Origin of the sequence: Hymenobacter sp. BT491 (genome assembly GCF_014349165.1) — a bacterium.
Classification (GTDB): domain Bacteria; phylum Bacteroidota; class Bacteroidia; order Cytophagales; family Hymenobacteraceae; genus Hymenobacter; species Hymenobacter jejuensis.
In genome coordinates, this window is sequence record NZ_JACSJJ010000003.1 from 842,174 (window position 1) to 867,969 (window position 25,796).

General features: G+C 55.4%; 23 protein-coding genes. 9 read left to right on the forward strand and 14 right to left on the reverse strand.

What is annotated here, in order from left to right:
• Positions 1-4 precede the first annotated feature (4 nt).
• Positions 5-832, forward strand: a complete 828-nt coding sequence (locus H9I52_RS15100; RefSeq protein ID WP_187454506.1) for a J domain-containing protein — start codon at positions 5-7, stop codon at positions 830-832.
• 86 nt (positions 833-918) lie between these two features.
• Here H9I52_RS15100 and H9I52_RS15105 read toward each other — a convergent pair whose 3' ends face one another.
• Both H9I52_RS15105 and H9I52_RS15110 read right to left on the reverse strand, forming a co-directional pair.
• The gene (locus H9I52_RS15105; protein WP_316248043.1) at positions 919-1,683 is read right to left on the reverse strand and encodes a TerC family protein; all 765 of its coding nucleotides are present in this window, start codon (positions 1,681-1,683) and stop codon (positions 919-921) included.
• A 116-nt stretch (positions 1,684-1,799) separates the two neighbouring features.
• Positions 1,800-2,291, reverse strand: a complete 492-nt coding sequence (locus tag H9I52_RS15110) for a YajQ family cyclic di-GMP-binding protein (RefSeq protein ID WP_139515764.1) — start codon at positions 2,289-2,291, stop codon at positions 1,800-1,802.
• 213 nt (positions 2,292-2,504) lie between these two features.
• Between H9I52_RS15110 and H9I52_RS15115 the strand changes: the two genes are divergently transcribed.
• A complete protein-coding gene (locus H9I52_RS15115; protein WP_187454507.1) occupies positions 2,505-2,942 on the forward strand; it encodes a GNAT family N-acetyltransferase in 438 nt (145 codons plus the stop codon).
• 71 nt (positions 2,943-3,013) lie between these two features.
• On the opposite strand, the gene H9I52_RS15120 is transcribed toward H9I52_RS15115, so the two are convergent.
• Complete coding sequence (locus tag H9I52_RS15120; RefSeq protein WP_187454508.1) at positions 3,014-3,325, reverse strand: DUF962 domain-containing protein; 312 nt, start codon at positions 3,323-3,325, stop codon at positions 3,014-3,016.
• 81 nt (positions 3,326-3,406) lie between these two features.
• Between H9I52_RS15120 and H9I52_RS15125 the strand changes: the two genes are divergently transcribed.
• Positions 3,407-3,877 (forward strand): PaaI family thioesterase, encoded by a 471-nt coding sequence (locus H9I52_RS15125; protein ID WP_187454509.1) that lies wholly within the window; start codon positions 3,407-3,409, stop codon positions 3,875-3,877.
• A gap of 110 nt (positions 3,878-3,987) precedes the next feature.
• Here the strand turns inward: H9I52_RS15125 and H9I52_RS15130 are convergent, their stop codons facing one another.
• Positions 3,988-5,001 (reverse strand): NYN domain-containing protein, encoded by a 1,014-nt coding sequence (locus H9I52_RS15130; protein WP_187454510.1) that lies wholly within the window; start codon positions 4,999-5,001, stop codon positions 3,988-3,990.
• Positions 5,002-5,558: 557 nt separating this feature from the next.
• Entirely contained in the window at positions 5,559-6,299 is a 741-nt protein-coding gene (locus H9I52_RS15135; protein ID WP_187454511.1) for a metal-dependent hydrolase, read from the reverse strand.
• 266 nt (positions 6,300-6,565) lie between these two features.
• Here H9I52_RS15135 and mfd point away from each other — a divergent pair, with 266 nt between their 5' ends.
• Entirely contained in the window at positions 6,566-10,003 is a 3,438-nt protein-coding gene (gene mfd, locus H9I52_RS15140; protein WP_187454512.1) for a transcription-repair coupling factor, read from the forward strand.
• 60 nt (positions 10,004-10,063) lie between these two features.
• Here mfd and H9I52_RS15145 read toward each other — a convergent pair whose 3' ends face one another.
• From H9I52_RS15145 to H9I52_RS15160, 4 genes are all read right to left on the reverse strand, one after another.
• Positions 10,064-10,672 carry a DUF4276 family protein gene (locus H9I52_RS15145; protein WP_187454513.1) on the reverse strand — a complete coding sequence of 203 codons (609 nt, stop codon included), beginning with the start codon at positions 10,670-10,672 and terminating at the stop codon, positions 10,064-10,066.
• A 1-nt stretch (position 10,673) separates the two neighbouring features.
• Entirely contained in the window at positions 10,674-11,936 is a 1,263-nt protein-coding gene (locus tag H9I52_RS15150) for an AAA family ATPase (RefSeq protein WP_187454514.1), read from the reverse strand.
• A gap of 171 nt (positions 11,937-12,107) precedes the next feature.
• Entirely contained in the window at positions 12,108-13,127 is a 1,020-nt protein-coding gene (locus H9I52_RS15155; protein ID WP_187454515.1) for an aldo/keto reductase, read from the reverse strand.
• Positions 13,128-13,360: 233 nt separating this feature from the next.
• The gene (locus H9I52_RS15160; RefSeq protein WP_187454516.1) at positions 13,361-14,758 is read right to left on the reverse strand and encodes an FAD-binding oxidoreductase; all 1,398 of its coding nucleotides are present in this window, start codon (positions 14,756-14,758) and stop codon (positions 13,361-13,363) included.
• A gap of 506 nt (positions 14,759-15,264) precedes the next feature.
• On the opposite strand from H9I52_RS15160, the gene H9I52_RS15165 reads away from it, so the two are divergent.
• A complete protein-coding gene (locus H9I52_RS15165) occupies positions 15,265-15,492 on the forward strand; it encodes a hypothetical protein (RefSeq protein WP_187454517.1) in 228 nt (75 codons plus the stop codon).
• A 38-nt stretch (positions 15,493-15,530) separates the two neighbouring features.
• On the opposite strand, the gene H9I52_RS15170 is transcribed toward H9I52_RS15165, so the two are convergent.
• Positions 15,531-16,319: a nuclear transport factor 2 family protein gene (locus H9I52_RS15170; protein ID WP_187454518.1), complete on the reverse strand. Its 789-nt coding sequence runs from the start codon at positions 16,317-16,319 to the stop codon at positions 15,531-15,533.
• A gap of 216 nt (positions 16,320-16,535) precedes the next feature.
• Here H9I52_RS15170 and H9I52_RS15175 point away from each other — a divergent pair, with 216 nt between their 5' ends.
• The 3 genes from H9I52_RS15175 (at position 16,536) to H9I52_RS15185 (ending at position 18,316) form a co-directional block, all read left to right on the forward strand.
• Positions 16,536-17,084, forward strand: a complete 549-nt coding sequence (locus H9I52_RS15175) for a GNAT family N-acetyltransferase (RefSeq protein WP_187454519.1) — start codon at positions 16,536-16,538, stop codon at positions 17,082-17,084.
• A gap of 180 nt (positions 17,085-17,264) precedes the next feature.
• The gene (locus H9I52_RS15180; RefSeq protein ID WP_187454520.1) at positions 17,265-17,723 is read left to right on the forward strand and encodes a VOC family protein; all 459 of its coding nucleotides are present in this window, start codon (positions 17,265-17,267) and stop codon (positions 17,721-17,723) included.
• A 56-nt stretch (positions 17,724-17,779) separates the two neighbouring features.
• Positions 17,780-18,316, forward strand: coding sequence for a dihydrofolate reductase family protein (locus H9I52_RS15185; RefSeq protein WP_187454521.1), 537 nt, complete (start codon positions 17,780-17,782; stop codon positions 18,314-18,316).
• A 117-nt stretch (positions 18,317-18,433) separates the two neighbouring features.
• On the opposite strand, the gene H9I52_RS15190 is transcribed toward H9I52_RS15185, so the two are convergent.
• From H9I52_RS15190 to H9I52_RS15205, 4 genes are all read right to left on the reverse strand, one after another.
• Positions 18,434-19,837, reverse strand: a complete 1,404-nt coding sequence (locus H9I52_RS15190; protein WP_187454522.1) for a S8 family peptidase — start codon at positions 19,835-19,837, stop codon at positions 18,434-18,436.
• Positions 19,838-20,266: 429 nt separating this feature from the next.
• Positions 20,267-22,183 (reverse strand): glycoside hydrolase family 13 protein, encoded by a 1,917-nt coding sequence (locus tag H9I52_RS15195; RefSeq protein WP_187454523.1) that lies wholly within the window; start codon positions 22,181-22,183, stop codon positions 20,267-20,269.
• A gap of 204 nt (positions 22,184-22,387) precedes the next feature.
• On the reverse strand, positions 22,388-23,389 hold the full coding sequence (locus tag H9I52_RS15200) for a fatty acid desaturase (protein ID WP_187454524.1): 1,002 nt from the start codon (positions 23,387-23,389) through the stop codon (positions 22,388-22,390).
• A 143-nt stretch (positions 23,390-23,532) separates the two neighbouring features.
• Positions 23,533-24,396 (reverse strand): aminotransferase class IV, encoded by an 864-nt coding sequence (locus H9I52_RS15205; RefSeq protein WP_187454525.1) that lies wholly within the window; start codon positions 24,394-24,396, stop codon positions 23,533-23,535.
• Positions 24,397-24,536: 140 nt separating this feature from the next.
• On the opposite strand from H9I52_RS15205, the gene H9I52_RS15210 reads away from it, so the two are divergent.
• Positions 24,537-25,796, forward strand: coding sequence for a dipeptidase (locus H9I52_RS15210; protein WP_187454526.1), 1,260 nt, complete (start codon positions 24,537-24,539; stop codon positions 25,794-25,796).

Below are 25,796 nucleotides of genomic sequence, written 5' to 3' on the forward strand. Positions count from 1 at the left end.
TAGGATGACGCATTACCAGACGCTGGAAGTAAGCGAGCAGGCCACCCCCGACGAAATTCGGCGGGCATATCGCCGCTTGGTACTTCTCACCCACCCCGACCGCACCCCCGACCCTGCCGCCCACGCACGCTATCTATCTATTAATCAAGCATATGACGTATTAATAGACCCGACGCGGCGGCAATACTACGATGCCCAGCTTTGGGCCTGGCGCAATCCGCCAGTGGCGGCGCCGGCGCCTGTTGCTCAGCCCCCTCATCCCCGCGACCGGCGTTACGGCACCCGCCGTGCGGCCCGCCCAATTATTACGCGGCCCGGCCCGCGACCGGCTCCCTACGCGGCCGAATATGCCCGCTACGCACCTAAGGCTCGGCTTGTGTGCCTAGTGTTGCTTACTTGGTTTGCCCTAATGGCGCTCGACCGGCTGGCCGTACAACGCTATCCCAACGAAGTGGTGCAGAGCCGGGAATTTCATTCCTTTGCAGGGCGCAACTTTACGCAGGTTTGGCATTCCATCCGAACGCCGCACGCTACCTTTCGCATCTACGACGACACCATCGGGTGGCCGGCCGTTGATCAGCATATTGCCGTTGCCCGAACGCCCGTTTTCGGCATTGTCACGAGCGTGGCCGACGCCGATTCTGCGGCGCCGCAGGCGCGCTTGCACCCGCCCAGCATCTATAATCTTTTTGCGCCGTTGCCGCTTGCCATGGCTCTGACAGCGGCGCTCGGAGTGTTGCCGACCAGCACCAACCAACGGCGCGTCGATGCGTGCGTGGTGGCCGTGCTGCTGGCCCTCCTGACGCTCATCATGCTATTCTTCTACCGTTAGCTTACGCTGAAGTGCAAGTAAAACAAACAAGGCCCGTTTCTCAGTGAGAAACGGGCCTTGTTTGCAACATATTGATTATCAATTACTTAATCGTACTGCGAATCGCGCAGGTGCACCGGCTGTGTTTTCTTGCGCAAGCGCATGTTCAGCAGTTCCACCACCAACGAGAAGGCCATAGCAAAATACACGTAACCCTTCTCGATTTCCTTATGGAACGCTTCCATCACGAGCATGATGCCGATCATAATCAGGAAGGACAGCGCCAGAATCTTGATGGTGGGGTTGTTGTTGACGAAATCGGCGATGTAGCCCGAGAAGGCCAGCATGATGCCCATGGCAAAGATCACGGCCAGAATCATAACCAACACATTATCAACGAGTCCTACAGCCGTCAGAATCGAGTCGAAAGAGAAAACGATGTCGATGATGACGATCTGAATGATCACGCGGGTGAGGCTGTCGAACTTGCCGGCGCCCACTTCCTCTTCCTCGCCTTGCAGCTTGGTATGAATCTCGGTGGTGCTTTTGGCCAGCAAAAACAAGCCCCCGGCCAGCAGAATCAGGTCGCGGCCAGATACCCCAAATGGCCCACTTTCAAAAGGCAAATTCAGAGTAAAAAGTGGCTCTTTCAAGCCCACAATCCAAGTGATGCTCAGCAGCAAGCCGATGCGAAACAGCAGCGCCAACAGCAAGCCGATGGAACGGCCGCGCTTCTGCTGCTCGCGTGGCAGCCGGTTGACGACGATGGAAATGAAAATGATGTTGTCGATGCCCAGCACGATTTCCATAAACGTCAGCGTAAGCAGGCTGACCCAAGTATGGACGCTGGAAAAGGCAGAAATATCAAACACAGAAGGAGAATGTTGAATGTTGGATGTTAGACAGGATGTGCTGGATGTCGAATACGCAAGCAATTGACTATAAATCACTTACGTATGAAGTATCGAGCGTTCAGAACTCAACATTTCTACGATTTCATGTTCACGAATTGCAGTGGTTGCCCGATGTCGGTGCGACGCAGCAGCGCAATTACGGCCTGCAAATCGTCGATTTTCTTGGCCGACACCCGCACCTGATCGTCCTGCATCTGCGCCTCGACTTTCAGCTTGGCGTCTTTGATGGCCTTGATGATCTTGCGGCCCGCCTCCTTATCGACGCCGGCCCGCACTTTCACCGTTTTTTTGACCAGCGCCCCGCTAGGCTGCTCTTCCGCCGAGAAGTCGAGGGAGGTGCCGTCGATGCCTTGCTTGACCACGCGGGTAAGCAAAATATCTTCCAGCGCCTTCACGCGCATGGAGTTTTCGGAGCTAAGCTGAATGGTATTGGCTTTCTTGTCGAGTTCGATGCCGCCTTTGGTATCGCGCAGATCGTAGCGGGTCTGGAGTTCTTTTTTGGCCGTATTGACCGCATTCTCAAGGGTTTGCGGATCAACTTTGCTTACAATGTCGAAGGATGCCATGGGAGATGAATCGTTGGGGAACGAGAAAACAGATGGGGCCGCCTTAGGCTTCGGGCGGGCGCCAAAGGTAGGATTTCTGATAATTTACGGATGCAAACTGACCCGACTTTGCATGTTTAACTCCAAAGCGGTCGCAAAAGGTCAACAGTATGCAGTACGTAACTGCGTGGCTTTGATTTGTTTGCCAATGTTTTTAAGCTTCTTTTCTGCTGTATGCACCTCACCCAGCCCCATACCCCCGCCGATTTCGCGGCGTATTATCAGTTGCGCTACCAGGTGTTGCGCCAGCCGTGGAACCAGCCCGAAGGCTCGGAGCGCGCCGACGACGACCCTGATCCGGCCACTTTTCACGCCATGCTCGTGGCCGATGACGGCACCGTAGTCGGGGTGGGCCGCTTGCACGCTTCCGGGCCGCAGCAGGGGCAAATGCGCTACATGGCCGTACACCCCGATTGGCAAGGACAAGGAATTGGCCAACAACTACTTACTTACTTAGAAGCCGAGGCCCGCCGGCGCGGCCTCACCGAAAGCATTCTGCACGCCCGGCAGGCAGCGGTGCCGTTTTACGAACGCGCGGGCTACTCGGTAGTGGCGCCTTCGCATACGCTCTTCGGAACTATCCCGCACTTTTTAATGCAGAAATATTTATAAAGTTTTGATAATCAATTATTTATATGTTATCAAAATTCGAGCAATCCGCCCAATCCGTAAGAATCCGTGGTTCAGAAATGTTCGCGGCCGCGTAGCAGGTCGAAGTACAGGCGGAAATCGCCGCGCAGCGAAAGCCACGGATGCTGAAAAGTAGCAGGCCGGTTGTGCTCGACGAAGAAATGGCCCACCCAAGCAAAGCCATAGGCCGCTACCACCCCCGCCAAGATCAGCAAGGGGCGTTGCCACACCGCAGCCAATACCAACGCGACGAAAAAGAGGGTGGTGCCGATGAAATGCAGCACCCGTGTACCCCGGCGGCTGTGCTCGCGCAGGTAACGGGGGTAGAATTCGGCGAAAGTGGGATGGGCGGAAGATGTAGCCATAGGTTGGGACAGTTCAGGTAAAGAAACCTAACTTTTCAGCCAATATCCAGTTCATCGCCGCAGTTGCGTTTTCCTCACTTCATGGAACAAGTACCCGAAGTTGCCACCCTCGTGGCGATTTACAACCAGATTAATCAGTACGGACGCGCCAACGGCATGGAGCTGACCGTAAGCGCCCCCGGCGAAGTAGTATATAGCATGACGGTGCGGGAGGAACACCTTTCTTCGCCGGGCACTTGCCACGGCGGTGTGATCGCGGGCCTCATGGACGCCGCCCTGGGAGCGGCCGCGCTCACGATGTCGTTTACGGCCGGCGATCTGGTTTCTACCGTCGAGTTTAAGATCAACTACCTGCATCCCGTGCGCCTGCACGACTATCTGGAGGCGCGCGGCCACGTCGAACATTCTGGCAAAACGCTCATTGTGGCCAGTGCCGATATCATCTGCCCCGCCCGCGACCTAGTCGTTGCGCGCGCCTTGGGCACCTTCAACCGCTACCCCGCCGACAAGCGCGACTTCTACCACATGCTGAAAACGAAAAGCGAAGAATAACGGCTTTTGCTGCTTCCGGCAGCCACAAAAAAAGACCGCCGGATGGCTGGGGAGCACATCCGGCGGCGTCATTCAAACCCGAGATCCTAGAACGAAGGGCGAAAGCGGTATTACAAGTGGTCGGGCGAGTCGATCGACTCGTGCTCGTGCTCCTCTTCGTACTCATCGCCGTCCTCCATCTGCGGGGGCTGCACTTTGCGCACGTTGCGGGCACAATCTTCGTCGCGGTGGTTGCGGCCCACCGTAAACTCCACCCAGTCGCCTTCGCGCAGGTCGTTGAAGTCGCCCTCCGACATATCGGCGTAGCTGAAGAACAGGTTGTTTGGCGGCATCACGACGAAGCCAAAGCCGTTCTTGAGATTTTTGATGGTGCTGATGCCTACCGTACCTACCGGGCCAGCCGCCGTTGGGCCCACTGGGCGCACGACCGTCGACTTGGGAGCGGTGGGAGTATAAGGCGTGCTGTCAGACTGGCTAACAAACAGATTATCAATAAGTTCTTCACCGTTAGCTAAACCCTGATCGATGATGTCGTGCATCGAGATGGGGTAGGTAGCGAACTCGAGCAGCTGTTGCGAAGCGCGCGTAACGCGATTCTCACCTTTGAAATCGGTGTACTTGAAGTCCCAGTTCAGCAGCATCACCCGGGTACCGATAGTGTTAAGCTTTTTGATCAGGGGAGCGTAATCGCTGTCGCCAGCGATGAGCACGACAACGTCGAAGCTTTTGTGCAGGGCAAGTTCCAAGGCTTCGAGTGACAGCCACACGTCGATGCCTTTTTCCTGCAACCGACCGTCGCGGGTTTTCAGAGGCATGTAGTGGGTCGTGACACCCAGATTCATCAAAATATCGTCGAGCAGACGGTCGTGAAACAGACGGTCTTTGTCACGGGCTTCGGTAGCACTCAAGCGGCCTCGGAAGAAGTGAGCATCCGTAATTTGACTTAAGCGAGCGTCAACATCTTCTTCTTCAGCCACTTGGTGGCGAATAAATTCATGCAAGCCCTCCAAGCTAATGCGAGCCTTACGGTCGTGCTGGAAGTAGTAGTAATCACTGATTTTAAGGAAATAATTGCCGTCGTAGAAGACACCTATCCTGATCAGGGGGCTATTCATCTGGTTCATACAAAGAGACTAAGAGTTGTGCGCAAAGGGTGTACTAAAGAGCAGGTAAACAGAGAGCGGGTATTCGGTACTAACAGGTTCGGGGCGGTGCGGCCAAACATGACTTGGCAAAGATACAAATCATTGAAAGGCAACAGTAGCACCAAATACTTGTCCCGATTAGCAACCTAGGCTGAAACGTGCTAATGACGGTGGATTTCCCTTGCTGAGCAGCGTAAAGTGGCGGAATAGAAATGAACTCTTTATGAACTAAAACTCGGTACCAACACCTGCAAACCATCAATTAACGCAAGGCCCTGTAGCTCTTTTCTATTGTCGCATCCTACATATAACTAGGCAGCAATATTAAATGAAATATATTTATAAATAGCCAATAATACGAATACTAAATCCCATAATTATACAGCCCTGAACAAAGCTAACCGCTTCATAGTGTAGATACAACTACAACGCAATAATTGATTTATCCAAAGTTGGGGCTACTAAAACGGTTATGTGAATGCTACCTCTACTAGCAATAGATTTGAGTAAAACGCGTTCTTACTTGTTTAACTAACTTAAAACGACATTCGCGCGACAACTAAGCTTAGTACCAGCGCTGCGTATATAGTACAAATTCCTACTTCCAAGACGTTCCCTGAAGTGGAGCCGGTGCGGATAAGCGGAATTTTGAATGCCGTTTCGGAGAACGGCATCAGCCATTTTACTCCCGCTTTGGTCAGCGAATCGGCGATGAGATGCGATACGTAACCCGCGCCAGCAAACTGGGCTACCCCGTGCCACCCCAGCGATTGGTTGGCCAGATACCCAATATACGTCCAGAGGCCGGCAGCCCAGAGCGTGTGCGTCCATGTCCGATGAGAGGTGAAGGGAGCCAAAGCTACAAAAGCGCCTAGCAAGCTCAACCATAAAAACTCGAAATATAGTCCGGCCAGCACCGTCAGGATGCCCGTGAAAGCCAACGCCAAACGCCGGGCCGAACCGCCCTGCATCGCAATCCCGATCAACCCAAACGACAGGGCCGCCGTGAAGCCCATGCGGCGATCAGGGCCTTGTGGCAGCATGAAGTGCGTGTACGCCGCCAACCCGCCTGCCGCTACCACAAACGCCAAACGAACATAGTTGCGCGAGAACCCTAAGCGCTGGCTCAGCCGCGACTCCGGATGATCGAGGTCGGGAGCGAGGGCCGAAAACCCCGCCAGCGCAATGCCCGCAGGAGAAAAGGGGATTCCGGTAACCAGACCGCCTACGGCCACCCCGGTAATGAGACCAATGGCAAGATGAGAAGAGCCGCGCACGAATTAAACAAGCAAGTACTACAAAGCACGAAGATACCTATCTAGTGCTCAGCTTTGGCGACGAGCACCGAGGCTTTTTAGCAGCTGTTGAGGTATTACATGGTCAGCATTTATACCGAGTCAGAGATCTAAATCAGCTCGTATGGGCATACATAGGCCCGGATGGAAACTTTCACCTGCTTCCGGTGGTATTGACATAGCGCTGCCCGACCGGAAAATCCTCCGGCCGGGCTTCTACCTTTGTCCTCCCTCCTAGCCGATACATTTTGAAAGTCACTGATTTTCTCCAGCTCTACCGCCTCGACCCCACCGTCATGACGGTGGGAGCCCGCCTGAATCCTGCCACTCGCCACTCGTTGCGGGCCCCCGAACCGAAACCGACGGAGGAAGCCCTTCAGCTGCGTTTGCATCTGCGTGGCCTCGTGGGTAGTCAGGATGCGGTGATTGCGGCGGCCCTGCATGGATTGTATCCGGAGCAGCATCACTTGTTCATTTTGCACGACAAGGATGAAGCTAATTATTTCCAGGCCGACCTGCGGCATCTGCTTGGTAATGAGCACGAACCTTTGTTGTTCCCAAGTTCCTACAAGCGGCCCTACGAGTTCGACGAAACGGAAAATGCCAATGTGTTGATGCGGGCCGAGGTCCTCAACCGCCTAAACTCGAAACCTACGCGCGGCGAGCTGATCGTGACTTATCCCGAAGCGCTATTCGAAAAAGTTATTAACCGCAAGTCTTTGGTAGCCAATACGTTCCTGGTAAAGGTAGGCGAGAAGCTAGACGTCAACTTTATCAGTGAGATGCTGGCCGAATACGACTTCGAGCGGACGGACTTTGTGTATGAGGCGGGACAGTTTGCGGTGCGCGGCGGCATCGTGGACATTTTTAGCTATGCCAACGAGCTACCGTATCGCATCGAACTCTTTGGCGATGAGGTCGAAACGATCCGGACGTTCAACCCCGAGACCCAGCTTTCGGTGGAGCAGCGGCCGCAGGTGAGCATCATTCCGAACGTACAAACCAAGCTGTTGCAGGAAACCCGCGAGGCGTTCCTGGATTTCATTCCGCGCAACACGACCGTTTGGGCCAAGGACGTGCGCCAGACCATCGACATCGTGGGCGAGTCGTACGACAAGGCCGAAGAACGGTTTCAACTGGTGCTGGAAGCGGCTGGCGGCACCCAGATTGTGAGCAAGCCAGCGGATTTGTTCGAGACCGGACGCTCGTTCAAAAAGCTGCTCGACAACTTCGCAGTGGTGGAGTTTGGCAAGCGCTTTCACTTCAAAAACGCCGAGGAATTTCACTTCTCCAGCAAGCCGCAGCCCAGCTTCAACAAAGACTTCAACCGCATTGTCAAGGACTTGCACAAGCACCAGCAGGCAGGTTTTACGTGCATCATCAGCGCCGACTCGGTGCGGCAGGCCGACCGGCTGCGCACCATTTTCGACGAGCTCGACAACAACGTCCGCTTCGATCACATTCTGCTGGCCCTGCGCGAAGGCTACATCGACGAAACACTAAAGCTGACGGTATACACGGATCACCAACTGTTTGAGCGGTTTTATCGGGCGCAGGAAACGCGAAAATTCTCTAAGAATAAAGCCCTCACCCTCAAAGAGTTACGCACCCTCAAGCCCGGCGACTACGTGGTGCATCAAGATTACGGCATTGCGCGCTTTGCGGGCTTGATGCAGATCGAGATCAACGACAAGCTACAAGAGGCCATTCGGCTGGTGTACCGCGACGATGACGTGCTGACAGTCAGCATTCACGCCCTGCACAAGATTGCGAAGTACTCGGGCGCCGAGGGCACGCCGCCCACCATGAGCAAGCTGGGCTCGCCGGAATGGGAAAACAAGAAAAAGTCGGTTAAGAAGAAGGTTAAGGACATTGCGGCCGAGCTGATTCGGCTGTACGCCAAGCGCAAAACGGCGCCGGGCTACGCCTTTGCCAAGGACTCGTTTATGCAGGCCGAGCTGGAATCGTCGTTCATTTATGAAGACACGCCCGACCAGGGCAAGGCCACCGAGGACGTGAAGCGCGACATGGAAGTGCCGCACCCCATGGACCGCCTCATCTGCGGCGACGTTGGCTTTGGCAAGACCGAAATTGCTATTCGGGCGGCCTTCAAAGCCGTGGCCGACGGCAAGCAGGTGGCCGTGCTCGTCCCGACGACCATTCTGGCGATGCAGCACTACAAAACCTTCCGCGATCGGCTTTCCAACCTGCCGGTGAACGTGGAATACGTCAACCGCTTCAAGAGCACCAAGCAGATCAAGGAGACGCTGGGCCGCGTAGCCGAGGGCAAAACCGATATTCTGATCGGGACGCATCGGCTTACCAATAAAGACATCAAATTCAAGGACTTAGGCTTGCTGGTAATTGACGAAGAGCAAAAGTTCGGGGTCAAGACCAAAGACAAGCTCAAGGAATTGAAGGTGAACGTGGATACGCTCACGCTGTCGGCCACGCCGATTCCGCGCACGCTGCACTTCTCGCTCATGGGCGCCCGCGACCTGTCGGTGATCGCCACGCCGCCGCCGAACCGCCAACCCGTTCAGACGGAATTGCACGTCTTTGACGAGCTGCTGATTCGCGATGCCATTGCCCGCGAAATCAAGCGCGGCGGGCAGGTGTTTTTGGTGCACAACCGTGTCAAGGACATCGAAGAAATGGCCAACATGGTGCTGCGCCTCGTGCCCGACGCCCGCGTAACTTACATCCACGGCCAGATGGAAGGCGACTTGCTCGAAAAGCGCATGATGAAGTTCGTGGACGGCGAATACGACGTGCTGGTTTCTACCAACCTGATTGAGAGCGGGTTGGATATTCCGAACGCCAACACCATCATCATCAACCGCGCTCACCTTTTTGGTTTGAGCGACCTGCACCAGATGCGCGGCCGCGTGGGCCGCTCCAATAAGAAAGCGTATTGCTACCTGCTTACGCCGCCCGTGGCGGGGCTGCCCTCCGACGCCCGCAAACGCTTGAGCACGCTGGAAGAGTTTTCGGACCTGGGCGCGGGCTTCAACGTGGCCATGCGCGACCTCGACATCCGCGGAGCCGGCAACCTGTTGGGCGGTGAACAATCGGGCTTTATCAACGATTTGGGCTTTGAGACCTACCACCAGATTCTGGACGACGCGGTGCAGGAACTGAAGGAAACCGAGTTCCGCGACCTGTTTATCGGCGACCAAACGGGCCGCTTGCAGGACGCTGCTGGCACGGCCCGCCCCAAGGAGTGCAACATCGAAACCGATTTGCAAATCCTTATCCCTGAGCAATATGTGAGCAGCGTGTCGGAGCGCTTGCAGCTTTACTCGAAGCTCGACCGCGTGAAAGACCCTGCTGAGCTGCGCAAATTGGTAGCCGGCATCGTGGACCGCTTCGGGCCGCTGCCGGACGAAGTAGGGCAACTTGTGGACATCGTGAAGCTGCGGTGGCAGGGTTGCCAGGCAGGATTCGAGAAGCTTACGCTGAAGAAAAACCTGCTCAAAGGCTACATTCCGGCCGAAAACAACGAGGCTTACTTCCAGGGCGAGACCTTCGGCCACATCCTCAACTACGTGCAGACGCACCCGCGCACCGCCAAAGTCAAGGAGCGCAAAGACCAGCTTATCGTCAGCATTGAGGAGGTGAAGAACGTGCAGGCCGCGAAGAAGATTCTGGCGGAGTTGGGGAGTGAGGAGAAGATAGGCGTGTAACCAATTGACAGTCAAATTTTTACAAAAGAGCCCCATCTCCTTGGAAACGGGGCTCTTTACTTATAGGCGTCTTAGACCTTCCCGGAAGTATTGGAAACTAAGAGAAGTGTTTTGTTCGGGATTAAGGTGCGGAGCAATAGTCTCAGCCCATTCTCTTTTGCGCTTGCCAGAAGCAAAGAGCCCTGCTTCTTTTAGAATCCGCCACAGCACCTCATTTGGTTTTGGTGGATTATCCGGCTCCCGGTCGATACCCTTAAAATGATGGGTTTTAACCTTTGGATAAGCGGACATAATAGCGTCACGGTCGCCAAGAAACCACGCTTCTAACTCCTGCACGGCTAGCGCGTTGAAGACATGGAAGTGTTGTCCTTCTTTGGCTTGGACATAGGTCAGCAACCCGGCTGCTATGGCGGCTTCTTCTTGCTTGGCAGCGCGTGCTTCAGCAACCCCGTCGGCGTCCAATAAGACTACGATGCGCAATTCGTGCTGGGCGGGCTGCCCAATGCGGCGCTGATAGCCTCGCATAAGCGCAGGTAATTGTCCCATCAGATCTTGCCAGCCGGCAAATACCCGAAAACGTGGTACGTAATGGGCGGGCAGCACACGGGGTAACAACTGGCGTAATGCATCCTCCGCCGATTCCTCTTCGAGCAGAAATTCAACCTGCATACTATTCCTGAGCAGATTGCGAAGAACGTGGCGCTAGGGGGTCGCCTACATCAAAGAAGTTGCGCGCCCAAAGGTATCCCAGTTTGGAGCCTTCCTCCACCATTGCTACTACCTCGGGTATATCCGCTATGCGCGTGGCTTGGGTATAGCCGTCTTCGCCGCGGTGCAGAATCCAGACTTGCTCCGGCTCCAAGGCATCCAGCAGAGCCGGCGAATGGGTCGCTATCAATAGCTGCCGCGTTTCGGTGGCTTTGATCAATTCCTCGGCCAAGCGCGGCAATAGGCGCGGATGCAACTCATTTTCAGGCTCTTCTAAGCCTAAGAGCCCAGTAGCATTAGGCTCATAGAGCAGCGTGAGCAGTGCCGCGAGTCGCATCGTGCCATCCGACATATACTGAGCCGGCAGTGGCTTCTCAAACGGGGCATCCCTGAAGCGCAACAGCAACCGCTCGTCGGAGGTTATTTCCGTCACTACATCTGCCAGCCCAGGCACCCAACGCCGTAACTGCGCCGTAATGCGTGCCAACGCTTCCGGGTGCTTGGTGTGCAGGTAGTAGAGCACGTTGGGCAGGTTGTCACCGTTGGCCGATAGCTTTTCACGAGGCCCAGCATCGGAGTAGCCTTTCAGGTGGTCGTCGGTGAGGTGGATATAACGGTAGGAAGTAAGTGTACTTTTAAGAACTGTTAATTCTTGTGCGAAAGGTAAAGCTAAGCCTGTTAATAAAGGAACTACCGATTCCTTCCAGCCGTCAAATTGATATTCTCCGGTTTTACGCCAAGCTGGTTGGTTATTATAAAATATTTGATGTTCATGGGTTTCTGCCATGCTAGGAATGCTAGCCAGTGTGGTGTTATTTTCTGCTTGATAAAATGATATAAATAGCAACTCTTTAGAATTGCCAAGTTCTTCATTGACAATAAATGGCCTCTGGTTTATTTCACCAATAGCTAAGATATATCTTAGTGTTAATCCACGAAAATCATCCGTAATCTTCACCTCAAACTCTATCGGCCCGTCACTGCCGCGCGTGCGCATTCCCGCAAACCGATTCCGCTTTTCCCAGGCTTGTTGCAGGTTACCGCTCACTGCTTCGGCCAGAAATGCCAGCGCATCCAAGACGGTAGATTTGCCACTGCTGTTGGGGCCGATGAACACCGTTAATGGCGTCAGATCGCGTAACTCCACGTCGCGCAGGGCGCGGTAGTTTTTGATGCGCAAGTATGTGAGGCGAGGGAAACCAGAAGCCGTAGCAGGTTCGGACATGATGCAAATGGGGTTTGCTACAAAGTACGCGGGTTTGAAATATTGTGTGCGAAATACATACTTCTTGCTAATAGGGTAAGCATATTTCTTTTACTCTTGCCCTAAATAAATAACCGCTCCCGATCAGGCGACCAGGAGCGGTTGAACTAAAAAACAGTCTGGGAAATGGCCTTAATTAGCCTTACGGTCGCCGCCGGTGAAGTCCAGCATCCAGCCGGGATATTCGGGGGCGAGCTTGCTTACTTCGTCGAGTTGCTGTAGCTCCTCGGCGCTGAAGCTGATGTCTACGGCTTTCAGGTTGTCTTCCAGCTGTTCGGGCTTGTTGGCTCCGATGATGACGCTGCTTACGACGGGCTGTTGCAGCAACCAAGCCAGCGCCAACTGGGCCACTGTGGCGCCTTTTGCCTCGGCCATTGGGCGCAGCTTATCCACAATGGTGAAAGCGCGATCCTTATCGACAGGTGGGAAGTCGAAGCGGCCGCGGCGGCCTTCCTCCTGGTGCTGTTCGCGGGTGTATTTGCCGCTCAGCAAGCCACCCGCCAACGGGCTCCAGACCATCAGGCCCAGCTTTTGGTCGAGCAGCAAGGGGCCCAACTCGCGCTCCAAATCGCGACCGGCAATGGTATAATACGCCTGCAACGACACAAACTTCTCTTTGTGATTGTAGGTAGAGTACGCCAGCGCCTTCATCAATTGCCAAGCGGCCATATTGCTGGCCCCGATGTAGCGCACCTTGCCGCTGCGCACCAGGTCGTCGAGGGCGCGCAGGGTTTCTTCCAGCGGCGTCAGCGGGTCGTAGCTGTGGATTTGGTAGAGATCGATGTAATCGGTGCCGAGGCGGCGCAGGCTGGCTTCGGCCTGCTGCATGATGTGCTTGCGCGTCAGGCCCGAATCGTTGGGGCCTTCGCCCATTTTACCGCGCACTTTGGTGGCCACGATCAGGTCGTCGCGCTGCAAGCCCAGGTTGCGAATGGCCTGGCCAGTCATTTCTTCCGACAAGCCTTCCGAATACACGTTGGCCGTGTCGATGAAGTTAATGCCCGCTTCTACGGAGCGTTTTACCAGCGCATCGACGGCAGGCTGGGCCAGCGAGCCAATGGCTTCGGCCCAGCCTTTGCCGCCAAAAGTCATGGTGCCCAGGCAGAGTTCCGATACTTTCAGGCCGGTATTGCCTAACAGATTGTACTTCATAGGAATAGAGGTTGTGAGATGAGCAAAGCAGCGACAGTCCGCGGCGCACGGGCCGGCATTAGGCCGCTTGCTTCACGCGTAAGGGTAACAACCAGCCAAGCCGCCGTTGGTTGTTTGGCGCTGCGGCGCACTCTCAGACCACAACCCACCCAATGAAAAGCCGCCTGCCCCAGCGGAAACAGACGGCTTTTCGTACGAATATTATAAGTATCTCACAATCTGATACTTACCTACTAGGTAAAAACATGTCCCTGTTTGCTGGGCCGGATGTTTTGGTTGATGCGAAACAGGTTTTCGGGATCGTATTTGTTTTTGACGGCGACCAGCCGGTCGTAGTTTTCGCCGTACGTGGCCTTGATGCGGTCTTCGCCTTCTTCCATCATAAAATTGATGTAGGCCCCACCCGCCGAGTACGGATGCAGGGCATTCCAATAGGCTTTGGCCCAGTCGGTTATGAGTCCCTTGTTAGCCGGGTCAGGGTCGACGCCCACAATCACCATCGACCACGTCGAGTGGCGGTAGTTCCAGGCGGTGTCGTTCTTGCCCATGCGCGAAGCCGCGCCGTTGATCGGGTAGAGGTGCATGCTCGAAAGCGGCGTTGGCAAGCTAGTGCCATACTTGACGTGGATGTCGATGGCTTCATCGCTGAGTTCGTTGACGAAATCGGCTTTCCAATACCATTGATGGCCGGGCGGATACACCCCATCAAACATGCTCTGCAACGCCGGTAGCGGCAGCGGCCCGACAAAATCCAGAGCCGGCTTGCGGACGGCCCGGATGGGTTCGAATACTTTTTCGGCCTGCTCCATGGGGCCGGTGTAGCACCACACCACGCCGCACATGATTTTGTTCCACAGGTCTTCGGGGAACGGCGCGCCAGGCGGCACCGACAGGAAGGCAAAGAACCCGTTGATCGTTTCCGGGGCACTCTTGATGAATTCGCGATACCATTGCATCATCGCTTTGGTTTCGCTCACGTGCCAGAGCATCGGGCCGGCGTACACGTTGTTGATGGGGTGCAGGCGGAATAGGAAGGACGTAACCACCCCGAAATTGCCCCCACCCCCGCGCAGCGCCCAGAACAGATCGGGGTTTTGCGAGGCCGAGGCTTTTACAAAGCGGCCGTCGGCCAGCACCACGTCGGCTTCCAGCAGGTTGTCGATGGTGAGGCCGCACTGGCGCGTGAGGTGGCCCAAGCCGCCGCCCAGCGTAATGCCGCCCACGCCCGTAGTCGAGATGATGCCGCTGGGCAGGGCCAGCCCAAACGCGTGCGTGGCATGGTCAACGTCGCCGAGGGTGCAGCCGCCGTCTACCAAAGCCGTGCGCTCCACGGGGTCGACGTGGATGCCTTTCATCATGCTCAGGTCAATTACCAGCCCCTTGTCGCACATGCCGAGGCCGGCGCCGCTGTGGCCCCCGCCCCGCACAGCCACGAGCACGTCGTATTCGCGGGCAAAATTCACGGCCTCAATGACGTCGGCTACGTCGGCGCAGCGGGCAATCAGATCGGGGTATTTGTCGATCATGCCGTTGTAGACCTTGCGGGCCGTATCATAGTCAGCATCGCGGCGCCGAATCAGTTTGCCCCGCAGGTTCAGGTGGGGTTCCGCAATGAGTTCTTCTGTTAACATGGCGCATTCTTAGGTGAAAAAGGAAATGCAGCAGGCAGCCGTCGCCGGCCCGCGCTTCCGGGCCTTGGCAACAGGCTTGGTCAGAATGAAAGGAATTGCTCCACCGGGGGCTTCCCCGGTTCTGGTGGGCGGTATTTCAGAATGAAAATCAAATCAGGTCGCGGCGGGACAGTACTACCTCGGGCGAAAACCGGAATTGACCGGTAACGAAAGCGGACCACGTCTATTTCCGGCAGCCTCCGCTGCTGCGCAATCGGGCCATAGCGGGCTGTGGGCGCGCATATAGAGATAGACTAATATAAGTTAGCACATTGCGGTCAATAAACCGCGCCTCGGCCCGAAGTATTTCGGCCCGAGGCCTGCCTGCTACCTCGCCGGATTTTCAAAAACGCGCTGCCCGACCACGGGCCACAAAATAAAAAGGCTTGCTGTGCACCACGCCGTTTGCGCAAGCGTTTAGCGATATAATACCTTATCCGTCAACGCATTCCACACATTTCGGCGCTATGAAAACCACCCGCTTATTTTTGTTTATCGCAATGTGTTTCCTGCTTGCCAACTGCTTCGGCGTGTACCGCGACCGGGGCTATGGGTACGGAAACCGCGGCCATCATCGCACCTACGGCTACAACGGTCGCCACCGGCACCACGATCGCGACGGGAGATGGGCTCATACTGGCAGAACCCGCGGCGATGACGACCACCACGATCGGTATCGTCACCACGACCGCTAACTACTTATACGCTAAATAGTTATAACCGAAATTCCCGCTTACTTCTGCTTGAGCTTAGCCAAGGCTTCTTTGCCACTTTCGCTGGCGGGGTTGATGCGGAGCGACCTTTCGTAGTTCTGCACGGCCAGCGTCTTGTTGCCGGCTTTCATGTAGGCTTCGGCTAGGCTGTCGAAGGCGTCGGCGGACTGCGGATTGAGCGAGGCGTTCATTTTGAAAACGTCGATCGCTTCCTTCATGCGCTTGGCCGCCATCAGCCGGTACCCCACGGAGCTCAGGCTGGCCTCAATGGCTTTCGGGTCGGAGCCGCCTAGGCTCTTGTCCGTTGTGATCTGGTTGGCAATTTTCCATTGGTTGCCGCGCTTCAGCAGCAAGCGTTGCTCCCTGGTCTCCGACTTGTATTTGGGGTCGAGCGTGGGCAGCATCAGCGTCTGGTCGTACTCGACCCACGCCATGTTGCCGTCGTTGGAGATCAGGAAGTTGCGGGAAGTCACCTGCACCGGAATGTTTTTGGGGTTGTCCTTGATGTCTTTCAGTATGTCGTCCCTGATCTTGTCGCCGCCCGTTACGGTGAAATAACGGCCGTTGCCGATGATTGTGCGGGTTGCCTTTTGCTCCTGAAGCCAGGTGGCCTGCCAGGCTTTCGCATCGCGCTTGAAATAAGCACTGGTTTCGTTGCGAATAACCGATTTAAGGACCTCATCCTCATTGGTTTGGGCCATTGTTAGGGAGGCAGGCAAAATCAGCAGGACCGCTGCCAATAGGGCTCGCCGAAACATCGCATACCCAGTGATGGATTTTTCGACTGCTTTTTTTGTGTTGTTTTCCATAATACAATTCATTGATTATCAATTGATTACACCAGAAAAACATATATGAATATAGCGAAATAGTACGGCATTTACTACCTGTATTTGCTGAGCCAAGGGCGGCTTGCTTAGTAGGCGGTCAGGCATCGTTTTGCGGCGCGCAAGCTTTGCCACCTGCCCGAAAAGCGATATATTTCCCGACAGTAATCATTTGACTATCAAGATATTATAAATCGTATGTTTAAAGCACTCTATTCCGACTCCATCACGCTGCATCTCATCAATGAGAACAATCTGGCCGAGGTGTACGAGCTGTTTCAAGGCCACCCCGATTCGCGGGAAATGCTGGAGGAACTGTTCCGCAACTACTTGCCCCGCTACGAGCAGGGCCGGCGCACCAACTTTGGCTTCTATTCCATGCTGGGCCCGGAGCTGGCCGGCATGACGGTGCTGACGGTGGACAGCTGGGAGGAACAATACGCCTCGACGGGAGCTGATATTTTTAAGCACATGCGCGGCCGGGGCGTGACGCCGCGTAGCAAACCGCACCTGTTTTATCTGGCTTTCGAGCTGTTGGGCCTGAACCGAGTAGCAACCGGACACCGGGTATCCAACCTGTCGTCGAAGCGCTCTATTGAAAAAACGCGGGGCTTCCAGTTTGAGGGCATCATGCGCGAATCCGGCATCAACGAACGCGGTGAGTTTGAAGACGAATACCTCTACGCCATTCTGCGCCGCGATTGGCTGCAACTCTACGACAAGTCGCTGGTGCGGGTGCTACCCTAGCCGCGTTCGGCAAGCCCTTGGAGCGGATTCTCTCTGTCGAATACAGAAAGGAACATCGCGAAAAATAACTACTAATATAATTGGATATATAGTTTGAAATATAGCAGCTTTTAACTAATTTTATTAGCACAAAGTCTGCGCTGCTTACGAGCAATTTTTCACCTTTTATATTCCAATACCATGAAAACCCTTCAACTCATCCCCTACCTGACGTTCAACGGCAACTGCCGGGAAGCCATGACGTTCTACCGCGACTGCCTGGGCGGTGATTTGCAGATCCAGTCGTTTGCCGACACGCCGGCAGTGGCCGATCAAATGCCCGCCGAAGCACAGCAAGGCGTGATGCACGCCATCCTGAAGAGCGGCGACCTCGTGCTGATGGCTTCGGATTCTGGCATGGGACAGGTCACCAACGGCAATTCCGTTTCGCTGAGCCTCGATTGCCCCAGCGCGGAGGAAATTGCAACGTTGTTTGCCAAGCTTTCCGAAGGCGGCACCGTAACCATGGCCCTGGCCGACACCTTCTGGGGCGCGACGTTCGGCATGTTTACCGACCGCTACGGCATGAGTTGGATGCTCAACTACGACAAAGAGCCCGCCACACAATCCGCAGAAAATCAAGCGGTTGCTGCTCACTAAATTTCGTCTGTACCAGGGATTTGCTATGCTAGCTGTATTGTAATCAGACAAGCATCGTGGGAAAAATAACCGTTGCCATGTATCTGTCGCTGGATGGCGTCATGGGAAACCCCGCCTGGACCGCCCCTTACTGGAACGATAGTATCGCCAAGTTTCAGTCTGATCTGATGTACGGGTGCGACGCGCTGCTGCTGGGCCGGGTGACTTACCAAGGGTTTGCTGCTGCGTGGCCTAAGATGGAAGGTCAGCCTGGTGCCGACCGCATGAACAGCCTGCCCAAATTCGTAGCCTCCACCACCCTGGATACAGCCGAATGGAACGCTAGCCTGATTAAGCAAAACATCCCGGAAGAAGTAGGGCGCCTGAAGCAGCAACCCGACCAAAACCTGCTGATATACGGCAGCGGCGAGCTTATCCGCACCCTCATGCAGCACGACCTCATCGACGAATACCACCTCATGGTGTATCCGCTGGTGCTGGGCAGCGGCAAGCGGCTGTTTCAGGAAGGCGTTCAGACAACTTTGCAACTTCTTGACAGTAAGCCACTTGACAAAGGCGTAGTTGGACTCATTTACGCTCCTGTTCGCGCGTAACAGATGCCCTGTTTGCTTGCTCCAAAATGAATTCTTAACAAAAAAGCCCCGCCGAATTGGCGGGGCTTTTTTGTTGAAGGATAGTTGGCTGGAAAGCCTTTTCTTACCCGAAAGCGGTTAGAAACCACTCACGTTCAGACGACCACCCGTGCTGCATTTGCCAGCCAGCGAGGTAGTTGGTGTTACGCTGTTTAGGATAGCAGCTTTGATGGTGGCAGCGTCCGAACCGGGGTGAGAAGCCGCGTACAACGCTACGGCACCCGTTACGTGCGGCGTAGCCATGGAAGTGCCGCTGTACGACTCGTAGATGTTGTAAGCGGTGCTCGACCAGATGGCCTGACCCGGAGCGCCCAAATCAACAGTCGTAGCGCCGTAGTTGGAGAAGCTCGACAGAGCACCCGTCGACGTGATGGCGGCTACCGCAATTACGTTGGGCAGGTCCATGTTAGAAGGGTAGCTGGCTACCGCATCGTTGTTGTCGCCCACGCCGTCGCTTCCGCCGTTGCCGGCTGCGGCCACAAACAGGATATTTTTGGCGTTGGCCCGGCTCACGGCGTCGTACAGGGCTTGCGAGAAGCCGCCACCGCCCCAGGAGTTGTTGCTGGCCACGATATTCATGTTGTGGCGCGTTTTCAGATCGTTCAGATAATCAACGGCTTTCACCGCGTTTGCCGTAGTACCACCGCGTTTGCCCAAAAACTTGGTCGAGATGATGGTGATGTTCCAGTTCATGCCGGCTACGCCTGCGTTATTGTTGGCTTTGGCGCCAATGGTGCCTGATACGTGCGTACCGTGATCGTCGGAGCTGCCGCGCGTGGTGCCGTCATACACAGAGTTGTTGTTGCCGTCGAAATCCCAGCCGTGGATGTCGTCGATGTAGCCGTTGCCATCGTTGTCGACGCCGTCGGCCGGGTCGTACGGATTCGTCCAGATCTGACCCGCCAAATCGGGGTGGTCGAACTGAATGCCTTCGTCGATAACGCCGACTACCACGCTGGCCGAGCCGGTGTGGCCCACTGCCCAAGCTTTGGACGCTTGGCTACCGTATGCATTGGCAGCATCCATGCCCCACAGCGAGCCGTTGGCCACGTACGTATCGTTGGTAGCCGCCGTGTGGGTGTAGATGTAGTTAGGCTCGGCAAACTCTACTTCGGGGCCGCCTTTTGCTTTAGAAATGGCTTCGAGAGCAGCTAAAGGCGTGTGTACCACAAGCAATCCTTCTTTTTCGCCGGCTCTTGCCATGGCTTTGGTCAAGATTTTCTCAGACACTTTACCGCTAATGCGAGCCAGCGCGTTGGCTTTGGCCGTTTCCGAAAGACCGGGCTTAAACTTCACCAGCAGTTCGTTGGCAACATAGTCTTTGCCCGACTCGCCGAAAGCATCTGCCGATTGGCTTTGGGTGCTGACAGCGTCGGCTTCGGTTTTGTCGAAGCTGGTGTCGCAACCACCTAAGGCGAAAGCAGAAATCAAGCTGGCCGCAAACAACGACTTGGTGGGGAGTGTGAAGTGGTTTAACTTCATGAGGGTTGGTTTGGATTGGAGGATGGAAAGGGAGGCGTGTATTCTCAAGTTGAGCTAGTCCGGAACGTGCTGAAATTGCTTTCTGCTATTCCTTTTAACTTTTGAGGCTGCCAAGATTCCTATTAAAATCAGCTTTAAACAGGAAGCCTTCTCCAAACCAGTGACACGTTTTTGCAGAAGTTACAAATATTGTCTTTTCATTATATCATTAGATTTTTCGACTTACAACTTCATTAGGTCGCTCAAATGACCGTATCAGAAAGCTAAAATTGTGACATTAAGAAAATGTTACAGGCGGGCGCGGAATCCAAATTGTGCTGCCTTGTCGCCGTAACGGTTGTGCTTCTGCGCCGGTTTTCTAACCCAGCAAGCTTATCTGTGCAAGCACGGATGCCACACTCGCTGCCATGTGTGACTGCCCCGCTTGCCTTACCGGAGCAACTCCAGCACAACGGCTGTCTTGGCGGGGAGCGAAATCGTGGAAATATCGTTTAGCGCTTCGTTGGTAAGCACATTTCGAGCTTTGGTAAAACCGGCGGTACGCTCAGCAAAGCGGGCGGTGGGCAGCGAAGCCGGCTTGTCGGTTGAGTTGGTGGCAACCATTACTGTGCCGGCGGGGGTGTAGCGAAAATAGACGTACAGGCCATCTTGCGGCAGGTATTGCATGAGCTTGCCGGAGTGCAGCACCGCATGGTCGCGGCGGTAGGTAGCCAGTGTGCGCACAAATTGAAAGGCGTCGTTTTCGGCGGCGTTGCGGCCGGCGGCCGTAAATTTGTTTTCCTTGTCGTCGGGCCAGCCGCCGGGAAAGTCGCGGCGCACTTCGGCATCGGAAGGGTTTTTGAAGTTCTTCATCAAAATTTCGGTGCCGTAGTACATCGACGGAATGCCGCGGGTCGTCAGCAGCCAGATTAGGCCCATCTTGTACTTGGCGATGTCTTCGCCAATCACGGAGAGGTAGCGGTCGTGGTCGTGGTTGTCGACAAACGTGACCAACTTATCAGGGTCTTGATACACAGCGTCTTGCGCTAACGTTTGGTAGACGCGCTGCACCCCACCATCGTAGCTTACGGGCTGCTTCAAGCCATCCAGAAGGGCGCTTTCCAAGACGAAATCGAGGCCGCCCGGCTGGTTGGACTTGAAGGGAAAGTTGATGTTGTTGCGAACGTAATACGCCTGATCAATCACGTTATTCACCGACGACTCGCCGAAGATGTGGATGCGCGGATACTCGGTGAGCAGGACTTGGTTGCACCGATTCATAAATGGCTGATCGTTATACAGATACGTATCGATGCGCCAAGCGTCGATGCCGAACGTCTCCACCGACCAGATGGCGTGCTGAATCAGGAAGTTGGCCACATAGGGGTTCTGCTGGTTCAGATCGGGCAGAAACGGCACAAACCAGCCATCAAGCGTCACCTTGCGGTCGCTGGGGGCGGCGTGCGGATCGGTGATGGGCTGGTAGCGGTAGGTGGTGTTGGTGTAGGTGGGCCACTGGTGCAGCCAGCTTTTCATGGGCAGGTCCTTGATAAACCAGTGGTTGTTGCCAACGTGGTTATACACAGCATCTTGCACCACCTTCAGGCCGGCCGCGTGCGCCTGCTTCACGTAGGCTTTGTACGCCTCGTTGCCGCCCAAACGGCGGTCTACATTATAATGATCGGTGAAGCCGTAGCCGTGGTACGAAGCTCGTTTGGCGCCGCCTTCGTCGGTCAAGGGCTGGTTGTTTTCGATGACGGGCGTAAACCACACCGCCGTCACCCCGAGGTCTTTCAGGTAGCCAATGCGCTGCGCCGCCCCAATCAGGTCGCCGCCGTGGCGCAGGAAGGGATTGGTGCGGTCGGAGCTGGGGTCGGCCATGTCGGCAAACTTGTCGTTGCTGGGATCGCCGTTGGCAAACCGATCGGGCATCGCCAAGTAGATAAAGTCGGCATCCGTCACGCCCTGGGCCTTCACCGAGGTATCGCGGGCCTTTAGCTCCCAATTGCGCGTGATGGTTTGGCCGCCTTTTTTGCCCACGAGGCGCACCGTACCGGGTTTGGCCGTCGCGGCAATGGTAAGGTCCAGAAACGCGTAGTTGGGATTTTCAACGGTGCTGGCTTTCACCAGTTTTACACCCGGATAGGCCACTGCATAACTCAGCGTACCAGCGCCCGGACCATAGACGAGCAATTGCACGTTGTTTTTCTTCATGCCCACCCACCAGTTGGTTGGGTTCACGCGCTGAATGGCTGGCGTTCCTTGTGCCGCCACGGTCAATGGCAACAGGCCGGCCAGCGGAAAAGCTGCGGAAAGATGGAGCCACAAAAGGCACTGTTTCAGCAAATTAAGGTAGCGATCGCGCATGGTGGGAATGGGGTTGAGTGGAAAGAGCGGCAAGCCGATGGGATCAGGTAAGATAAGCCGGAATGCGGATTAGCCGACACTGCCAAAACAGGATGTGCGTAGCAGCATTATCCTTTCTACATAACTAGTTGGTAATCATATAAATATAAAGGCGCTGCTTCTTGCGAAACAGCGCCTTTGCTATACTTATGCTACGCGTGGGGCTTACTTCACCAGCTGTAAATCCGGGGTGGAGTTGTCCTGAAGGGTGGCGCGACCGCGGGCTTTGCGGGTAATGCGCGAAAACAGGCTGATTTCTTGGTCGAAAAGGAAACGGAAAAACAGCTTGGTGTAAGACGTGTGGTGCAGGAGCGGCTCGTAGAACTCAGGCGCTACCGCCTTGAGCTTAGGCAGGTTGTTCCACGGAATGGAGGGCATGTCGTGGTGCTCGTTGTGAAAGCCTACGTTGAGGTTGATGCCGTTGAGCGGGCCATAGTAGCTGTAGGTTTCCTGCCGGGGGTCGAGGGTGAGGTAGTGCTCCTGAATCCAGCGGGCGCCCAGCGGGTGCAGTCCCACCGAAAACCAGAAGCTCAGGAACAGATACAGCATGGCCGTCCAGCCGAAGAAATACACAATGGCCACATCAAAAGCTACTTGCGCCACAAAGTTGGCCACCACGTAGCGGTCGACGGCGGCCACCTCGCGACACCGCACCGTGCGGATTACCTGAAACAGGGGGAAGAAAAACAGCCAGATCGCTTTGCCCAAGGAGTAGTTGCGAATCAATCGGGCCTCGTACCAGTCGGGCAGGTCGGCGTCGAGTTCGTGCACGCCCTGAAACACATGGTGCTTGATGTGGAAGTTTTTAAAAGAAATCGCCGTGGGCACTACCGAAGGAAAGTTGGCAATAATGCCCACCGCCACGTTTTGCCACAGCTTCTTAAACACCAGATTATGAGCCGCTTCGTGAATCACCACAAAGAGCGTGTGCGAGAAGAAGGCGCCCACCAGATACGCCACCGGCAGCGTCCAGTACCAGGCTTGGTTGCGCAGCAAGTACGCCAGCAGCACCTGCGCGCTTACGCAGGCCACCCCAATCAGAAAGGTGGTGGGGTTGCGCGTCATCAGCTGCTTTACCTCCGGATGAGCCTTCACGATTTGCCGCGTGCGAATGCGGTGCGGCTCGGTCGTGTCTACTTCGACGAAGGTGGAAATTCTTTGAGCCATATCTACTTACTTATCAAGTCTTTGCAAAATCACCTTCCCGTCCGCCAACGCTCCGATGCCGTGGTCGGCTGAGCGTACTTCCCTGTTGTGCTTTGGCGTTAAAGGTCGGCTTTTCGGGTGATTTTCGGGTGAGTTTTGCCGTTTTATTGTTTCTCCAGCAGGGTTTTGAGCTGCCTTTCTTCCAGCTCCACCAGCGCGTCCAGCAACGCCAGCGTAACGGCACCGGGCTTGCCCGACCCGATGGGGGCACCGTCGAGCTGCACGACGGGCAGCACGCGCTTGGTGGTGCTGGTCAGGAAGGCTTCTTTGGCCTCGCGCACATCTTGCAGAGTCACAGGCGCTTCCGTTATGCGATACGGCGTACCCGACAGGCCCAGCAGGTTTTGGCGCGTAATGCCCCACAGCACATCCTGCGCGGGCGTCGCTACGGTGTTGTCGTGCTTGACAATGAAAAAATTGGAGCGCGGAAACTCCGTTACCAAGCCGTTTTTGTGATAGAGTACGTCGTCGGCACGGCGGGCTTTTATTTCTTTGATCAGCCGGATGCCCATGGTGTAGTTGATGGTTTTGACCGGGGGCATTTCCCGCACGTAGTCGTGGGAAATGATGCTGATTCCTTGCGCTACTTGAGCCGGCGTCGGGAAGGCAAAAGGCTGTTGGAGCATGACCAAATTGGCCTCGGCGGGCGTGTAGCCGTCGGTTGAGTAGCCGCCCGTAAGCAGCACTTTCACGCCCGAAACCGGTAAATCGTGCCGCGTAATCAACTCCCGAATCGCGCTTTCGAGGGCCGCCCGCGAAAGGGGCACTGCTAACTCCATCTGCCGCGCCGACGCCTCAAAGCGATCGAGGTGCTGCTCCAGAAATAGCGGCTGCCCATCCACCACTTTAAAGAAATCGAACACGCCGTAGCCGCGCTGGATGGCCAAATCGCTCACATGCAGAAAGGCGCGGTCGAGCGGCACAATTTCGCCCCGAACGTAGGCAAAGAGATCAGCAGGATCAGCCATGTACTATCTATTTGATTATAAGACGTTTATGAAACAAGCCTATTTCAAAGTAAGGCATTTTCTCAAGAATACGGCCCGTGGGCTTCCGTCGCGAGCGCGGCGTTCGCTACCTTAAGCGCATTACCTAGCTTTTGTTCCCGATGAAACAAATTGCCGCGCTTGGCTTGCTGTCTATGTTGGCATTTACCACCACTGCCCAGACCTCCGACCCCGCATTGGAGGCCAAGGCCCGGAAAATTCACGAGCGCGCCTTTACGGTGGATACCCACGAGGACACCCCGGAAAACTTAGTCAACCCCAGCTTCGACCTTACCGTCGACCACGACTCCAAGGTGGCGCAGGTAGATTTGCCCAAAATGCAGCGCGGCGGCCTCGATGCAGCTTTCTGGGCCGTGTACATGGGCCAGGGCCCGCGCACGGCTGCTGGCCACGAGGCCGCGAAACAGAAAGCGCTAGCCATTTTCGAGAGCATCCGGTCTGCCGTCAGAAATCACCCTGAGCAGTTGGCGCTCGCTACCACGCCCGACGAGGCGTTGCGCATCGGCAAAACCGGCAAGCACGCCATCTTCATCGGCATCGAGAACGGCTATCCGGTGGGCAAGGACTTGTCGCTGCTGAAAACCTATTACGACTTGGGGGCGCGCTACATGACGCTGTGCCATTCGTCCAACAACGAAATCTGCGACTCCTCCACTGATCCCAACGGCCCGGAATACCAAGGTCTGAGTCCGTTTGGCGAGCAGGTGGTCGATGAAATGAACCGCCTGGGCATGATGGTCGATATTTCGCACACTTCCGATTCCACGTTTTACGATGTGGTTCGCCGTTCGAAGGTGCCGGTTATTGCCTCCCATTCGGCTTGCAAAGCCCTCAGCAACGTGCCCCGCAACCTCAGCGACGACATGTTGCGGGCCTTAGCCAAAAACGGCGGCGTCATCCAGATGAACCTGTTTAGTCCTTACGTCAAGACGGAAAGCAAAAGTCCCGAGCGGCAAGCCGCCGAGCAGGCGTTTTTTGCGAAATGGAACATCAAAAGCTTCCTAAACATTTATGGCCTGCCCGAAGCCAGCCAGCAGCAAGCACTAGCCGAGTTCAACACGATTAAGGAGCAGTTTCCGGTGCCGCTGGCTACCGTGCAAGATGCTGTCAATCAAATAGATCACGCCGTAAAAATTGCCGGCATCGACCACGTAGGCATTGGCTCCGACTTCGACGGCGGCACCGAATTGGCCGACCTGCGCGACGTGGGTGAGTTCCCTAACCTGACCCGCGAACTGGTACGCCGGGGCTATTCGCGCAAAGACATTGAAAAGATCTGGGGTGGCAACCTGTTCCGGGTAATGCGGGCCGTGGAGCACGGCAAAAGCAAAGCAGTAAACCTCAAACCCTCAACGCTTTAG